Source organism: Flavobacterium sp. EDS, from assembly GCF_020991525.1.
Lineage (GTDB): Bacteria > Bacteroidota > Bacteroidia > Flavobacteriales > Flavobacteriaceae > Flavobacterium.
Genome location: NZ_JAJMOZ010000001.1, coordinates 688,314 through 704,616 on the forward strand (window position 1 = coordinate 688,314; position 16,303 = coordinate 704,616).

Annotated in this window: 11 protein-coding genes; 8 read left to right on the plus strand and 3 right to left on the minus strand. The window is 32.0% G+C overall.

The genetic code is table 11. From position 1 onward, the window contains the following. Positions 1-143: 143 nt before the first annotated feature. The 3 genes from LPB87_RS03010 (at position 144) to LPB87_RS03020 (ending at position 6,726) form a co-directional block, all read left to right on the plus strand. Positions 144-3,584 carry a methylmalonyl-CoA mutase family protein gene (locus tag LPB87_RS03010; protein ID WP_230604905.1) on the plus strand — a complete coding sequence of 1,147 codons (3,441 nt, stop codon included), beginning with the start codon at positions 144-146 and terminating at the stop codon, positions 3,582-3,584. A gap of 320 nt (positions 3,585-3,904) precedes the next feature. After that, positions 3,905-4,630 carry a hypothetical protein gene (locus LPB87_RS03015; protein ID WP_230604906.1) on the plus strand — a complete coding sequence of 242 codons (726 nt, stop codon included), beginning with the start codon at positions 3,905-3,907 and terminating at the stop codon, positions 4,628-4,630. A gap of 413 nt (positions 4,631-5,043) precedes the next feature. Next, positions 5,044-6,726 carry a hypothetical protein gene (locus LPB87_RS03020; RefSeq protein ID WP_230604907.1) on the plus strand — a complete coding sequence of 561 codons (1,683 nt, stop codon included), beginning with the start codon at positions 5,044-5,046 and terminating at the stop codon, positions 6,724-6,726. 337 nt (positions 6,727-7,063) lie between these two features. On the opposite strand, the gene LPB87_RS03025 is transcribed toward LPB87_RS03020, so the two are convergent. Beyond that, complete coding sequence (locus LPB87_RS03025) at positions 7,064-7,390, minus strand: hypothetical protein (RefSeq protein WP_230604908.1); 327 nt, start codon at positions 7,388-7,390, stop codon at positions 7,064-7,066. A gap of 206 nt (positions 7,391-7,596) precedes the next feature. Here LPB87_RS03025 and LPB87_RS03030 point away from each other — a divergent pair, with 206 nt between their 5' ends. Further along, positions 7,597-8,004, plus strand: coding sequence for a helix-turn-helix transcriptional regulator (locus LPB87_RS03030; RefSeq protein ID WP_230604909.1), 408 nt, complete (start codon positions 7,597-7,599; stop codon positions 8,002-8,004). Positions 8,005-8,143: 139 nt separating this feature from the next. Next, on the plus strand, positions 8,144-8,947 hold the full coding sequence (locus LPB87_RS03035) for a hypothetical protein (protein WP_230604910.1): 804 nt from the start codon (positions 8,144-8,146) through the stop codon (positions 8,945-8,947). Between the two features lie 119 nt (positions 8,948-9,066). On the opposite strand, the gene LPB87_RS03040 is transcribed toward LPB87_RS03035, so the two are convergent. Then, positions 9,067-9,447 (minus strand): secretion protein, encoded by a 381-nt coding sequence (locus LPB87_RS03040; protein ID WP_129537682.1) that lies wholly within the window; start codon positions 9,445-9,447, stop codon positions 9,067-9,069. A gap of 473 nt (positions 9,448-9,920) precedes the next feature. Here LPB87_RS03040 and LPB87_RS03045 point away from each other — a divergent pair, with 473 nt between their 5' ends. The 3 genes from LPB87_RS03045 (at position 9,921) to LPB87_RS03055 (ending at position 14,007) form a co-directional block, all read left to right on the plus strand. Then, on the plus strand, positions 9,921-11,960 hold the full coding sequence (locus LPB87_RS03045; protein ID WP_230604911.1) for a M13 family metallopeptidase: 2,040 nt from the start codon (positions 9,921-9,923) through the stop codon (positions 11,958-11,960). Positions 11,961-12,456: 496 nt separating this feature from the next. Then, a complete protein-coding gene (locus LPB87_RS03050; RefSeq protein ID WP_230604912.1) occupies positions 12,457-13,323 on the plus strand; it encodes an alpha/beta hydrolase family protein in 867 nt (288 codons plus the stop codon). Between the two features lie 168 nt (positions 13,324-13,491). After that, entirely contained in the window at positions 13,492-14,007 is a 516-nt protein-coding gene (locus tag LPB87_RS03055) for a hypothetical protein (RefSeq protein WP_230604913.1), read from the plus strand. A 63-nt stretch (positions 14,008-14,070) separates the two neighbouring features. Here the strand turns inward: LPB87_RS03055 and LPB87_RS03060 are convergent, their stop codons facing one another. Continuing rightward, a complete protein-coding gene (locus tag LPB87_RS03060) occupies positions 14,071-15,873 on the minus strand; it encodes a T9SS type A sorting domain-containing protein (protein WP_230604914.1) in 1,803 nt (600 codons plus the stop codon). Positions 15,874-16,303: the final 430 nt, after the last annotated feature.

The following is a 16,303-nucleotide window of genomic DNA, read 5'->3' on the forward strand; positions in this document are numbered from 1 at the left end:
AAGCTATAAAGTAAAATTTAAGCTTTAAAAATACATTTTAAGATTATTTTAAATGAATATTTTTTTAATAAGGATTAAAACTAGATTCAAGAATCATTAAATTTTTTTGTAAATTGCTCTCCTAAAATTATCATATTCTCAAAATGGAACCACAAATACCTTATATTCCTAAAAATAAAGTAAGAATTGTTACCGCTGCATCACTTTTTGATGGACATGATGCGGCAATAAATATCATGCGCCGTATTATTCAATCCACAGGAGTTGAGGTAATTCATTTAGGTCACGATCGAAGTGTTGAAGAAGTTGTAAATACAGCCATTCAGGAAGATGCAAACTCTATTGCACTAACCTCGTATCAAGGTGGTCACAACGAATATTTTAAATATATGTATGACTTGCTTCACGAAAAAGGAGCTGGGCATATCAAAATTTTCGGTGGTGGAGGTGGAGTAATTTTGCCAAGCGAAATTGCAGAACTGCACGAATACGGAATCACAAGAATTTATTCTCCAGATGATGGGCGTTCTTTGGGATTACAAGGAATGATTAATGATTTGGTAGAACGTTCTGATTATCCTATTGGAGATAAACTTACAAATGAAATAGATCATATCGAAGATAAAAATCCAACTGCAATTGCACGTTTGATTTCTGCAGCAGAGAATTTTCCAGAAATTGCAAAGCCTGTTTTTGATAAAATACATAAAAACAATGCTACTTCTAAAATTCCTGTACTAGGAATTACAGGAACTGGTGGAGCAGGAAAATCTTCATTAGTAGATGAATTGGTTCGTCGTTTTTTAATCGATTTTCCAACAAAAACTATCGGAATCGTATCTGTAGATCCATCGAAACGTAAAACTGGTGGAGCACTTTTAGGAGATAGAATCCGAATGAACGCAATTAATAATTCCAGAGTTTATATGCGTTCGTTGGCAACTCGTCAATCAAATTTGGCTTTGTCTAAATATGTTGCCGAAGCGATTCAGGTTCTTAAAGCGGCTAAATATGATATCATCATTTTAGAAACTTCGGGAATCGGTCAGTCAGATACAGAGATTATGGATCATTCTGATGTATCCTTATATGTAATGACACCAGAATTTGGAGCTGCAACACAATTAGAAAAAATCGACATGCTTGATTTTGCCGATTTAGTAGCATTAAATAAATTTGACAAACGTGGAGCGCTAGATGCCATACGTGATGTAAAAAAACAATACCAGCGCAATCATAATCTTTGGGATAAAAATCCTGACGATATGCCTGTTTTTGGAACAATTGCTTCGCAGTTTAATGATCCGGGGATGAATACGCTGTATAAATCTATCATGGATAAAATTGTCGAAAAAACCGAATCAGATTTAAAATCGACTTTCGAAATTACTCGTGAAATGAGCGAGAAAATATTCGTAATTCCACCACACAGAACACGATATTTATCTGAAATTGCAGAGAACAACCGTAAATATGATCAAACTGCTTTGTCACAACAACAAGTAGCACAAAAATTATACGGTATTTTTAAAACCATCGAAAGTGTTACGGGCAAAATTCCTGTGATTACCAAAGCGGGAATCGACGACAATAGTGTCATCCTGAGCGGAGTCGAAGGACTTGACGAAAATAGAGTCTTTTTAAATCTTTTACTAAATCAATTCGATAAGGTAAAAATGGATTTAGATCCATACAATTGGGAGATGATCCTAACTTGGGATGAGAAAGTAAATAAATATAAAAATCCTGTTTACAGCTTTAAAGTTCGTGATAAGGAAATAAAAATAGCCACACATACCGAAAGTTTATCGCACCAGCAAATCCCAAAAATAGCTTTACCTAAATACGAAGCTTGGGGAGATATCTTGCGTTGGTGTTTGCAGGAAAATGTTCCAGGAGAATTTCCGTTTGCATCAGGATTGTATCCTTTTAAACGTGAGGGAGAAGATCCATCACGTATGTTTGCGGGAGAAGGTGGACCAGAAAGAACCAACAAGCGTTTTCATTATGTGAGCGCGGGATTGCCTGCAAAACGTCTTTCGACAGCTTTTGATAGTGTAACATTATATGGTAATGATCCCGATGTACGACCAGATATTTATGGTAAAATCGGAAATGCCGGAGTTTCTATTTGTTGTCTGGATGATGCCAAAAAGCTATATTCAGGTTTCGATTTAGTTCATGCTTTAACATCAGTGAGTATGACAATAAATGGCCCAGCGCCAATGTTGCTTGGATTCTTTATGAATGCAGCAATCGATCAGCAATGTGAATATTACATTAAAGCCAATGATTTAGAAAAAGAAGTAGAACAAAAAATCACCAAATTATACGCAGCAAAAGGAATCACAAGACCTAAATACCAAGGCGATTTGCCAGCAGGAAATAATGGTTTAGGATTAATGCTTCTGGGAGTTACTGGTGATGAGGTTTTACCTTTGGATGTATATAATGATATTAAAGCCAAGACGCTTTCGCAAGTACGTGGAACGGTTCAAGCCGATATTCTTAAAGAAGATCAGGCACAAAATACTTGTATCTTCTCTACCGAATTTGCTTTACGATTAATGGGAGACGTTCAGGAATATTTTATTACGCAAAACGTACGTAATTTTTATTCAGTTTCTATCTCAGGATATCATATTGCAGAGGCAGGAGCCAACCCAATTACGCAATTGGCATTTACGCTTTCTAATGGTTTCACTTACGTAGAATACTATTTGAGCCGCGGAATGAGCATCAACGATTTCGGACCCAACTTATCCTTCTTTTTCTCGAATGGAGTAGATCCAGAATATGCAGTTATTGGTCGTGTAGCACGTAAAATTTGGGCAAAAGCCATGAAGATTAAATATGGTGCAAACGAAAGAGCACAAATGCTTAAATACCATATTCAGACTTCTGGGCGTTCATTGCACGCACAAGAGATTGATTTTAATGATATTCGTACCACATTGCAAGCATTATATGCAATTTATGACAACTGTAATTCATTGCATACCAATGCATATGATGAGGCAATTACAACACCTACCGAAGAATCAGTTCGTCGTGCAATGGCAATACAATTGATTATTAATAAAGAATTAGGATTAGCCAAAAACGAAAACCCAATACAAGGTTCATTTATAATCGAAGAATTAACCGATTTAGTAGAAGCGGCTGTTTTACAAGAATTCGACCGTATTACGGAGCGTGGAGGAGTTCTTGGTGCAATGGAAACCATGTACCAACGTTCTAAAATTCAGGAGGAAAGTTTGTATTACGAAACCTTAAAACATAACGGAGATTTCCCAATTGTAGGTGTAAATACTTTCCTGAGTTCAAAAGGATCACCAACAGTTATTCCAGCAGAGGTTATTCGTGCAACCGAAGAAGAAAAACAATATCAGATAGATATGTTGAACAACTTACATGAGTATCATAAAGAATCGGTTAAAGACCATCTTAATACCTTACAAGATGCAGCTATTAAAAACGAAAACTTATTCGCTCATTTAATGGAAGCGACTAAAGTATGTTCGTTAGGTCAAATTACTTCGGCATTGTTTGAAGTAGGAGGACAGTATAGAAGGAATATGTAATTATTACGATTTTATAGATTTAGGAAAACCTCTCAGAAACGGGAGGTTTTTTTTGTTTTAATTGTATTCTTATATATGTAGAAAAGCATAAATATTAATAATCTAAACTTAAATTTTGATTCGAAATACATATAAATAGGTGTAAAAGTAAAATTACAAAATGGGAAAGTATTTTAGACAACTGTCTCCACAAAGGACGGAAGATTATTTTTTTCTAGATTAAAGATGAAAAGAAAAAGTTTGAGAAACAATTTTTGTTTTAAATGTTAAAGTAGTTTGTGATAATATTTTTTTGCTATTTTCGTCAGAAAAATAAACAAATGCGAAAATATATTTCTACAGCTGTTTTTTCTGTTATATTGTTTACCGTTGTAATCTTAACAGCAATTAACTATCACAATAATGAAGTGCTAGAAACTAGAATTAACACCCTAGTAAAATATTCTAAGGTAGATACTAAAGACTTAAATTCTGAAAAATCTTTTAAAGAGGATTATTATATACTGCAACAGTCTCATGATACAAATCTAATATTAGTCGTCTTTGGATTGGTTGTCGCAGTTATTGGATTTTTTACATATCAAAATGTTGTTGCCAAGTTTGATTTAATTTCAACTGAATTGAAGAATGAAATCCAAGCTACAAAGAAAGAGGGACAAGCTGTAATTGATAAACTTGGGGACTTACAGATTGAGTTTTATACAGAAACTGCAACACTTCTCAAAGAGACTGCTCGAAGTAGTCGTGCAAGAGGAAATACTTCGATGTATGTGTATTATTCAATTGCTTCGGTATCAAAATACGCAGACTTTTGTCAATGGTTTATGAACGATAAATCAGCTTGCGAGTTGAATTTTACAGATCTTCAAAAAAACATTGTAGCCGATCTTGAAAGAGTTAATAGGATTATAGCTAGTGGTATTGAGGTGAGTGCTAGTTCTTCAGAAGTAATTGAAGGATATATTGTTAATATAAGAAAAATAGAAAGTAAAGAGGCAAATAAAGTTTTGTCGCAAATACATTCCAAAATCAAAGTTAGAGTATGAGAACAATCTACTTCTTAAACTCTGACATAGTCGCTCCAGCTCTTCGAAGTGTTGATTTATAAAATTAGATGATTGTTGTGCGAAGTCTCCCGACTTTGTACCCATTCCAATAATCCGCATAGAGAATCAAAAAAATAATTTTGGAACGAAAGAAATATAGCACCGGGTGAGAAGTCGGGAGATTTCGCAAAGTAATTACGAATACTTCTTAGAGGGGAAGCTTTTTCATACCATTATAAAATACTAAATATTAAAAATGATTTTTAAATCTACTATATTTGAAATATATAAACAAGAAAAATCTTCCGAATATTGTTTGGTTTATTGTCAATCAATTTTTTTATTTTTAAAAGTAAATCAAATATTTAATTTTTTCAATTTCTAAATGTTTTACAAATAATTTATTTAAAATGGTGAAAGTAGTACAAAGATTGCAGTTTGAAAATGTTTTTCCTGATGAAGAACCTAAAGGAGTATTAGATTATTTAAAAAATGTATCGAGAAAATCTTTATTGATGTTAATCGGATTTTGTAGTAAGAATCCAAGTACAAATTTCGATAGTTTTTTTTCTAACCTACATTTGCATAATAAAGTTAATCAAAGTGTTACTGACTACTTAAGGGCAAATAATATTATTCAAAAGCCTATAGTAATTTCTAAATATGCTGGTCTAAAATTAGCTGAGTACATTCTATCTAATAAAGAAATTTTGAATAATAAATATATTTCAGTTGACGAAGATGAAATGAATCTTTTCAAAGCATTTCTTGTTATTAATAGCCAGCTTAATGGTCATCAAAAATTAAATAATTTACATGAGAATAATTTCGAAAAGCTAGTCGATTTTAGTTTAATTCTTAAATTTCCTGAATCTGATTTGGCATTATTCGAAGAAGATGGAATCGAATTTTTAAAGTTAGTTTTTTGTACAATTCATAAGGTTGAGGAATTATTTAATTTTTTGAATTCTAATTTAGATTTTGTAGAATTAAAAAATGAGTTTTTAGGTAGTTTTAATGTAAATTCAGAAGAGGAATTTATAATTCAAATGAAATATTTATTTGGTCAATTACTAATGTCTAAAATTTCAGAAGGATATACTTTTGAAGTTCATGATAAGGCATCATTGGATTTTCTGCTTTCAATGACATCAGATGATATTGCTTTAGATGAAGATTTTACACATTTAAAAAATAATCCTATTTATTTTTTAGGAGAGAATAGATTTTCGATTGTAAATTATTTTTTTGTGGTTGATAAATTTTATAAAAGTGCAAAATTTAAACTTAAAGAAATTTATGAGGGTAAGGATATTTTAAAGAAAAAGTATGGAGACTTTTTTGGATTTTTCAATAAAGAATTTTCTGAAAATTTCTTGATGAAGAATATTTTAGATGATATTTTTTGTAAAGAAGATTTTTACAAAAAGAGAGAAGCTCAACGTGAAATAGATGGTGAACCAGATTACTACATTCGTCATAATAATACAGTATTACTTTTTGAAAATAAAGATGTTTTAATTTCAAAAACTGTAAAATCATCAGCTAATATCGATGAAATTAATTCGATATTATATGAAAAATTTGTTAATGACGGTAAAAAAGCTGTAGGTATTGGACAGCTAGTAAATTCTATTGAAGACATTGTTAATAAAAACTTTCAACTAGATGAATATGTAAATTCAGATAATGTTGTAAATATTTTTCCTGTTTTAATTATTCAAGATAGAATTTTTCAATCTCCAGGAATAAACTATAGATTAAATAATTGGTACTTGGAAATTGTAAAAGAAAGATTAAAGGATAAGTATGATCCAAATATCATTAAAGGTTTAACTGTAATTGATATTGATACCTTAATTGTTTGGACACCATATTTGAAAGAAATAAATAATCGATTTGAAGAAATTATTAACGATCATTTATTTCGTATGCAAGATCATAAAGGGATAAATACAACTGATTTGGAGGAGGCAAAAAATCAAGCAAATAATATTTTACATGAAAAAATTAGCGCTATTTCAAATCGAAATATTCCTTTCCAAATTTCAGTAGATTCATTGGTCCAGAAATTTAAAGAAATTATTGTTAATTAAAAGCAACACATCCGCTCCACGGTGTGTTCGCAATTGCTGTGCTAAGTCTTCCGACTTTGCACCCATTCCAATAATCGGCAAAGAGAATCAAAAAGATAAATTTGAAGCAGAATATAGCGAGAAATATTCGCGAGAAGCTCGACTAAAATTGAACTTTCGTTACGGAGTTACTTGTGAAGATTTCTCCTTCGTCGAAATGACAATATTGTGGTTGTTTTCAGCGTAATCTCTTTTTTCATATCAACGAAAGTTAAAACATTATATTCATTCGCCACCAACCATCTCCCCTCGCGCAAGCATATAAACACTTCATAGCTCCTGTTTATTAGTTAACACTCTAAGAATCTTCACCAACCATCTCACTAACATCACTTAAAAACTCTAATTCATCCATAGGGAACAGCTGCAGAACGGTTTCTAAAATCAGACTTACATTAATGACTTCATTTTTGTTTTTCTCAGAAAATTTATGAGTTTCCTCATCGAGTGCTAAAATGCATAATTTTATCATATCGGTAATAACACAACCCAAATCATAATAATTTACGAACTTAATTTGAGCGACATAAGCTTTTGATTTGTTGCCTACAGGTTTTAATGTCTGAAAATGTAAGGTGGTTAATTTTCTAAGATGCTCTAAAGTTTTAGTTTCATTGGTTTCCATGATTGTATGTGTTTTAGTTAGAATTGTTAATCGTTTTATAATTTGACTTTTATAAATTTATTATAAGAAAAATTGTACTTTTGTTTAATTCGCTGCAAGAAAGAAATAGATTGTGCGGTATCAAATCATTTTTTGCTGTATTGTACGCCGCTAAATATGTTTTTTACATATTGCCATTTATTATACTTAATTATTATCTTTGAATTATGAGCACACTTACAAAACCAAATCATATAGGGCGAAAAATTAGCCGTATTCGTGAACTTCGTGATATGAAACAGGAAGCTTTGGCGCAAGCTTTAGGAACTAACCAACAGGCTGTATCTGCTATAGAAAACAGTGAAACAATAGACGAAGAAAAACTGATCGAAGTAGCAAAAGCACTTGGAGTTACGGTTGATGCCATCAAGAATTTTTCTGAAGAAGGTGTGATTAATTATTTTAATACTTTCAATGAAAGTCCTAACAACTATTTTGGACTTAATAACTGTACATTCAATCCGTTAGATAAACTAATGGAAACAGTAGAAGAAAATAAAAAACTTTACGAGCGTTTGCTTCAAGCCGAAAAGGATAAAATCGAATATTTAGAAAAATTACTAAAAGGAAAATAATATTCTCGATAAAGATTTAATTTAAAAAAAAACAGCTCCATCTAGAGCTGTTTTTTTGTTGTTATTTTCTTGTTTTTTATGAGAGGAAAGATTTAAAAGAATTACTTATTATTTTTAAGTTTGGAAAAAATTAGAAATTATGACACATCAACAAATCTTAGATAAACTGGCTGCAAAATCATTAGTTCAAAATATTGATGAGGATTTGGCAAGACTTACTGGTACTGTGATGAGGTACGCCAAGCATGATAAAGAAATAGCTGCCAATCTGACTAATTATATACTTCCTAAAATGGTACTGCGCTGGAATTGCATATTAGAAGCGGATAGTTCAGAAGTGACAATTAATTATAAACGTAAAGCCTATATCGCTTTAGCATTAACGCTTCATAAATATGGGCTAGCAGATGAAATAATCAACGAAAAGGCAATAGATGCGATTGATGATTTAAATAAAGAAGTTGTTTTAAGTGATGATTTTTTTAGAAAAACAGCTGAGATAAAAGCTTTTATAAATTCTAAAGCGACTGAATTAAAACGAATACCATCATCTCCAGATAATATTACTTTTTACAGACCGAAGGATGTAATTTCTATTCAATTAGGGAAACAATATTTCTGTGCCTATATACATAGCCACGAACGCCCAAATGAAAGTCCGATACTTGAGTTTTATGATAAGATATTTGATAATGTTCCTAAAATTGAAGCATTAGAAAAAATAAAAGCAAAAGGAAGAATGTATGACAGTGGTGTCACACGAGTTTCTAAATTTTCGGTTGCAGGAATTAAATTTTTACCAGACTTGGCAAATCAAATCAAATTAATCGCAGCTTGTGTTGAAACTCCACCTTCTAATACCCATTTAGATGAACCGGTGGGTTTGTATACCATAACAGATATTTTTGGAGTTCAGGATGATATTAAAAACTTGTTTAAGTAAGCTTTATTTTAATAGCAAAGAGCGAATAAGAAAAAAACAAACCCCAATTCTCTAGAGAGTTGGGGTTTGTTTGTAATAACTAAAATAGTAATTGTCTTGCTTTGCAAAAAGTTGCTAAATTAACGACGAAAAGCTGGACTTTGATTAACCGTTTCGTCAGTTGTTTTGTTTGCTTTAGAAGATTTTACAACAATTTCGTGTTTTACTTTCTTAGCATTGTTCTGTAATTCAAGGTAGTACGTTCCTGCAGGGTATGCTTCTAAGCTTAATGTTTTTGAAATTTCTAATTCATTAGTAGCTATTCCTTTGTATATCAAATGATTCTCGTTGTCAAAAATTGAAAAACTTGATTTTTGTTCCCCGTTTAAGGTAAAACTAACTACTTTGCCATTTCCGGTTTTTATATTTAAAATATAATCTCCCTTTCCATCAATTGCATAAGTACTCATCGTTGTCAAAAAAATAACCAATACTAAGCTTAATCCTAAAATCTTCTTCATGTCTTTGTTTTTTGTTTTAATTTTCAAATCGCGGTGCGCAAAACTACAAATAGTTTGTTAACTGCAAAATATTTTTTATGTTAAATTTATGGTCTAAGTCATTGATTTAAAAGTGTTTCTGCTCGACCTGTGATTATATACGGATTTATAGCGGCTTTGGATTTTATTTTATCACTTTTTTTAATCAACACTTTGCGATTTTGTAGTAATTGGCGTATAAAAAATGATTTTAAAGCAAAAAAGATTTAGATAAATGTCTTGTTTTTGAATATTTAGCACTCTTTTAAAAGAAAAAATAGCTCTTTTAAGAAATAAGTTCCAGCCGAAAACTCTTCGGTAGCTGTGGCTAAAAAAATAAATCTACATCATTTTGTATGTAAGAAAAAATTATATTTACATTCTTGTTTTTCAATATTGTAACAAACAAGCATCAATTAGTTAGATTTAATCAAACAATCAAAATTATAACCTTCATGAATTTATTTAGAACACTTATCGTATTTACTCTTACGGGAATAGTTGTTTCAAGCTGTGGCAAAAAAGAACCAGCAGTATTTCCGGATCCCTTAATAACCAATCGTGATACAACGATTAATCCAGCAGATGATTTTTTTAATTATGCCAATAATGGTTGGTTTAAGAAAAATCCGATTCCAAGTACCGATAGTAGTAATGGTATTGGGAGGATTGTTATGGATACAATTAATGAACAAATAAAAACGATTTGCGAAAAATCGGCCGCAGATGAATCGGCTGCAAAAGGAAGTAACAAACAAAAAATAGGCGGTTTTTATGCTTCGGGTATGGATACGATTGCTATCGAAAAAGCAGGATTGTCTCCGCTTAATAGCGAAATGAAAAAAATTGCTGCTATAAAAGATGTTCCTTCTTTGGTAAATTCTATAGCGCATTTACAAACTATTGGAGCTAGTCCGGGCTTTTCATTTTATGTAAGTCAGGATGATAAAATAAGCACAAAATATGCGTTGTTTTTTGGACAGGGCGGATTAGGGATGGATGAAAGAGGCTTTTATCTTGATACTGATAAGCGAAATGAGTCTATTCGTAAGGAGTATCTAACGCATCTTAAAACGATGATGAAATTTACAGGCGAGGACGAAGCTACGGCTGCTAAAAGTGCTGCAACTATCATGAAGCTAGAAACTGATCTGGCAAAATCATCTCGTAAACTAGAAGAGCTTAGAGATCCTATAAAAAACTACAACAAACTTACTGTTGAACAATTTAGCAAAACGACTCCAAACATTGATTGGAAAGCAGTCTTGCCAGTTTTGGGTATTGCCAAAGCTGATTCGGTAATTGTAGGGCAACCAGAGTTTTTTGCTTCATTGAATAAATTATTAAAAACATATCCTATTGAGGACTGGAAAACATATCTTAAATGGAATTTGGTTAATTCTTATGCCGAATACCTAAATGCCGATGTAGAGAAGCAAAACTTCAAATTCTTTTCGACTGTAATGAACGGAGTAAGTACTCAAAAACCACGTTGGAAAAGAGTTGTTGGACAAACAAACAGTTACTTAGGCGAATTAATAGGGCAGGTATATGTAGCTGAATATATGCCAAAAGGCGTGAAAGAAAAATTATTGGAAATAGGTAATAATATACGTGACGTATTTGCTTTACATATCAAGAAATTAGATTGGATGAGCGACACAACAAAAGAGAAAGCATTACAAAAATTGAATAAAATCGTTATGAAAGTAGGTTATCCAGATAAATGGAAGGATATGAGTAAACTTGCTGTCGATAAGAATTCTTATTGTGGAAATGTAATGAGAGCCAATTCTTGGCATTACAATGATATGGTAAACAAATATGGTAAAGCTGTAGATAGAAACGAATGGAGCATGCAGCCACAAACGTATAATGCGTATTATAATCCGAGTAATAACGAAATTGTGATTCCGGCTTGTAATACGATCGTTCCGGGTTATGAAGGAAGAATGCCTGATGATGCTATATTATACGGAATTCTTGGAGGTTCTTTCTTTGGACATGAAATCACACATGGTTTTGATGATCAAGGAAGTCAATATGACGAAAAAGGAAACCTAAATAATTGGTGGACTGCCGAAGATTTGAAAAAATTTAAAGCAAAAACGAAGTTGATTGTAGATCAGTATAATAAGTTTACTGTATTAGGTAAGCACGTTAACGGTGAAGCAACACAAGGAGAAAATATTGCCGATTTAGGTGGTGTTGTAGTAGGTTACGAGGCATTTAAGAAAACAGCTCAGTATAAAAACAATGAGAAAATTAGCGGATTAACACCAGATCAGCGTTACTTCCTTTCTTATGCTTATTCTTGGATGATCAATAGAAGAGATGAATCTAAAATTAATCAAATCATGACCGATGTACATGCTCCAGAGCAATTTAGAGTAAACGGACCATTAAGTAATATGCCTGAATTTTATAAAGCATTTAATGTGAAAAAAGGGGATAAAATGTATCAACCAGATAGTTTACGTGTGGTGATTTGGTAACTTTTTTGAGGCTCAAAGGTTAAAAAAAGGTTCTGAGGTACTGAGGTGCAAAGGTGCAAAGGTGCAAAGGTGCAAAGGTTTTCTGTAGACGCGAACCGCAGTGCGTCTTTCTTAATGAATCGAAAAGTTAAAAAGAAGTTCCGAGGTTCAAAGGTTTTCTGTAGAGAAGCACTGCAGTGCGTCTTTGTTAAAGAGGAGTGAACACAAAGTAACCGTAATTTTATATATAAACTTATTTTTCAGACAGATGAGTAATCTCCGCAAGAAACAGGCAGTAAAGTGTCACGTTTCTTGTGGAGATTTTTTTATAAAGGCAATAGTGTAGTTACTTTATGCTCAATCCAAACCTTAGTTCCGATAGCTATCGGAACTAAGCACCTCAGTATCTCAGAACCTTCTTTTTAACCTTTGTCCCTTTGAGCCTTTGTTCCTTTTCTAAAACCTTTACCTCTTTTTTTATATCTTAGAGGCTTAGCAACTCAGAACCTTAAAAAAAATGAAAAACTTTAAAATTGTATTGATAGCTGCTTTTTTGTGCAGTTCTTTTTTGTCTTACGGAGCCAAAGTAGACACGCTACAAATACCAAGTGCAGCGATGGGAAAAACGTATAAAGCGGCAGTTGTTTTGCCCAATTCGTATGCCAAAAGCAAAGCATCATTTCCAGTATTGTATTTATTGCATGGCGCCTATGGGCATTTTGGAGATTGGCTAAAAAGTACACCAGATAAAAAACTAGTACAAAATTTATCCGATCAATACAATTTGATAATCGTAATGCCAGAAGGGGAAACGTTTAGTTTTTACTTGGATAGTCCAGTAAATAAAGAAAGCCAGTTTGAAACGTATATCACCAAAGAAGTAATTCAGAAAATAGACAAAACATATCGAACTATTACCGATAGAAAGGGAAGAGTAATCTCGGGACTTTCTATGGGAGGACATGGCGCATTGTCCTTATCGGCTAAGCATCCTGATTTATTTTGTGCAGCCGGAAGCATGAGTGGGGCTGTAGATATGGGCGTTATGTTAAATCGAGATTCAGCGACTGAGGTTGTAAAGCTAATGCACCCCGTTTTTGGAGATAAAAGCAATGATGTTGAACTGTACAAACAAAATGCCGTTTTGGGAATGGTAGATAAAATAAAAGCCAATAAGCTAGCTTTAATTATAGATTGCGGAGTAGATGATTTTCTGATAGAGCCTAATCGTGAATTACACCGAAGATTGTTGTATAATAAAGTAGCCCACGATTATACCGAAAGACCAGGAGCACATACATGGGAATATTGGGAAAATGCATTGCCTTATCATGTATTGTATTTTAGTAAAGTTCTGGCTAAAAATGGTGTTGCAGTAAATTAAAAGAGAATATTCTGTAAAAAAAACACTGAATATTTAATTTGTTTAATATTGAATATCAGAATGTTGTGTTGTTTTTTTTGATATTTATAGAATAAATAAGTACTGATTATTTTTTTTGGTTTGATTTTTGGAATACCTTTATGTATAAAAACTTAAAAATAAAAAAACATGAAAAAGATAATTACACTTTTTGCGATTATAGGATTAGTCGCATTTTCTAGTTGTGAAGGACCAGAAGGGCCTCCAGGGCCAGCTCTTATGCCTCAAATTTTCGAAATTAAAAATGTAGATTTAGGCAGAGTTGCTGATAATGAGTATAATTTGAAAAGTACTTTTATATTTGAAATTGGAGATAATTTATATGATGATGAATCTGTTTTGGTTTATAGATTAACAGATGTTATTAATTCAACTACTCCTGTTTGGCAATTAATACCGAGAACAATTTATTTTAATAATGGTGATGTTATAGATTATTATTTTGATTTTAGTAAATTAGATTTCGTAATTACTGCAAGAGGTTCTTTTAATTTATTAAATGCCCGTGATTTTATTGATAATCAAACATTTCGTTTTGTTATAGTTCCTGCTAATTTCCTTTCATCTGTAAATAAAAATAATTATTCAGAAGTTATGTCTTCTTTAAATTTGAAAGAAAGCCAAGTTCAGCAGATTAATTTCTAAGGTTTGAACTTCTAGAACATAAAAAAGGGAATCGTAAGATTCCCTTTTTCTATTTCTATTTATTTAGTTTTTTATAAAAGTTTTTTGAACCAAGGAGCGCCCATAGTCTATTGTGATAAAATATGCTCCTATTAATAAATTAGATACATCAATAGTTGCTAGATTAGGATTTACTAATGAATAATTATTGGAGTTAACAACAATACCAAGGGTATTGATAATACTGATTTTAGCATTTGTTAGGTCATTAGAACTTTCAATGTTTAAAATAGATGATGTTGGGTTTGGGTAAATTTTTAATGTATAGAAATTATTACTTGAACCAATTAGTGAAATCTCATTGCTATGACAAGATTCTTTACCTGGAGTCCATCTTCCGTTTACGAAAGCGGTATAATAAAATGTAGCGATTCGCCTGTAATTGTAATTAGATTCAGTAGTTAGTCCACGCCTACTAGATTCAATTACCTTAAGAGGTAAAGGTAAATAATCTTTGGATGTAGCACCTATTATATTTGTCCATTCCCCCAATCTTCTTGCGTCTGATTGGCTTTGCCATTGGTATGATGTTGAATATGCTAATGGCTCTTGTTGGATGTGTGAATATTCGAATATTGGTGTTGATCCAATTATAGTATTAGGACTTTCTATTTGAGTTTTGGAAGATATTTTTAAGTCTTGGTCACAACAAATTGTATTGTCATGACGTATTCCTCTTGTCATTATTTTTAGTTCATTACTAACTTTAGTAATGTTTTTGTATATAGCAATGCATCTTACAACATAATAAGCATCTTCTGTCTCTGAAAATTGTGAAGGATTAAAATTGTTTAATTGAGATTCAGTAATAGGTATCCAGTATTTAGGCGCATATGGATTGTAATCCTTATCTATTTTAGCATATTCCCATTTATCGCTATCTACATCAACAATATTATCGCCTCTTTGGTTTACATGAAATGGATTTTGGAGAATATTTAAGTTCACTTTTGAAGTGAATTTATAAAAAGCTATACCTTTCAAACTTGAAATTTCAGCAAATCCGTCTGAATTTACTGGAGTATTAGTCTGAATTAGATTAGTAAGAATTGGAGATGGTACAACAGTAATAGTTATGGTGTTGCTTTTATTTGTGAGATTAGAGGTGTTGTTATATCCTAGGCTTCTTGTAATTGTGAAATTTTTAAGTTCGGAGATGTAATCTATATTTAGAGCAATGCTTTTAAAATTTAAAAACTTGATTGTGCTATTCCCGTTAGCGCTCCAAGATTCATTTATTCCGTAGCTATAATTTGCGTATGGGTTTGCATATTGAGAAGCAGTTATAGTTTGAGGTTTATCACCGAGTCTTACGATTTGGTCACAGCATATGGTATTTGCTATTTTTGCAGGGTTGGGAGCATCAGCGGGAGGTGTTAAAGTTCCTCCACCACTAGTTGCATTTTTTATAATCGCAATGCTAGCGCTTTTGTAAATGATGCCAGTTGCATTTTTATACTCAGCGTATATTGATCCTCCAAAAGTTGCAAATTCATTCCAATTTAGGGATATCACAAATTGTCGGTTAGCTATTTTTCCTCCTCCAAAAATAAGTGAACCTCCATTACCTCCTGTTGCTATAGAAGCCCCAAGTGCTGAGGCTTTATAATAATATATATTAATCGTACCATCGTTTCCTGTGGCGGTAGGAGATTCTACTTTAACATTTAATGAAACGCTCGAAGTAGAAGTTGATTCAAGGTTTATAGGTCCTGAGGTATAGCTTCTGCCATTTACAACTAGTGGTGTAAGGGTTACTTTTTGCCCAAATAAAATAGACGTATTAAATAAGAGCAATAAAATGTAATAAAAGTATTTCTTTTTCATAAGCTAAAATTTTTAAATTAATAACTAATGTAATGTTTTATTTATTAAATCGAGTTAAATATATTATTTTTCTTATAATTTGATATTTAGGTGAGGTGAAATGGAAAAAATAGTGAATGTAGAAATGAGAGAATGAGAGAATGAGAGAATGAGAAAAGTAAAATGTTTTATCTGCGTTCCATTTCTCATTTTAGGGAAAGCTAGAGAGATTAAACTTTTATTCTTAATGAAGCTTAATGACTTAATGGTTTAGAAAAAAATGTTTTAGCTATAGTGAATCTGTTTTATCTACTTTCCATTCAGATATAAGGAAAAGTTAGAGAGATTAAACTTTTATTCTTAATGAAGCTTCATAACTTAATGGTTCAGAAAAAAATATTTTTGTTATAGTGAATCCGCCTTATCTACGTTCCATTCAGATATAAGGAAA

Bases quoted from the DNA above. Each gene is read 5' to 3' on its own strand.
- LPB87_RS03010 (WP_230604905.1), top strand. From the start codon at position 144: ATGGAACCACAAATACCTTATATTCCTAAAAATAAAGTAAGAATTGTT.
- LPB87_RS03015 (WP_230604906.1), top strand. From the start codon at position 3,905: ATGCGAAAATATATTTCTACAGCTGTTTTTTCTGTTATATTGTTTACC.
- LPB87_RS03025 (WP_230604908.1), bottom strand. From the start codon at position 7,390: ATGGAAACCAATGAAACTAAAACTTTAGAGCATCTTAGAAAATTAACC.
- LPB87_RS03030 (WP_230604909.1), top strand. From the start codon at position 7,597: ATGAGCACACTTACAAAACCAAATCATATAGGGCGAAAAATTAGCCGT.
- LPB87_RS03035 (WP_230604910.1), top strand. From the start codon at position 8,144: ATGACACATCAACAAATCTTAGATAAACTGGCTGCAAAATCATTAGTT.
- LPB87_RS03040 (WP_129537682.1), bottom strand. From the start codon at position 9,447: ATGAAGAAGATTTTAGGATTAAGCTTAGTATTGGTTATTTTTTTGACA.
- LPB87_RS03045 (WP_230604911.1), top strand. From the start codon at position 9,921: ATGAATTTATTTAGAACACTTATCGTATTTACTCTTACGGGAATAGTT.
- LPB87_RS03050 (WP_230604912.1), top strand. From the start codon at position 12,457: ATGAAAAACTTTAAAATTGTATTGATAGCTGCTTTTTTGTGCAGTTCT.
- LPB87_RS03055 (WP_230604913.1), top strand. From the start codon at position 13,492: ATGAAAAAGATAATTACACTTTTTGCGATTATAGGATTAGTCGCATTT.
- LPB87_RS03060 (WP_230604914.1), bottom strand. From the start codon at position 15,873: ATGAAAAAGAAATACTTTTATTACATTTTATTGCTCTTATTTAATACG.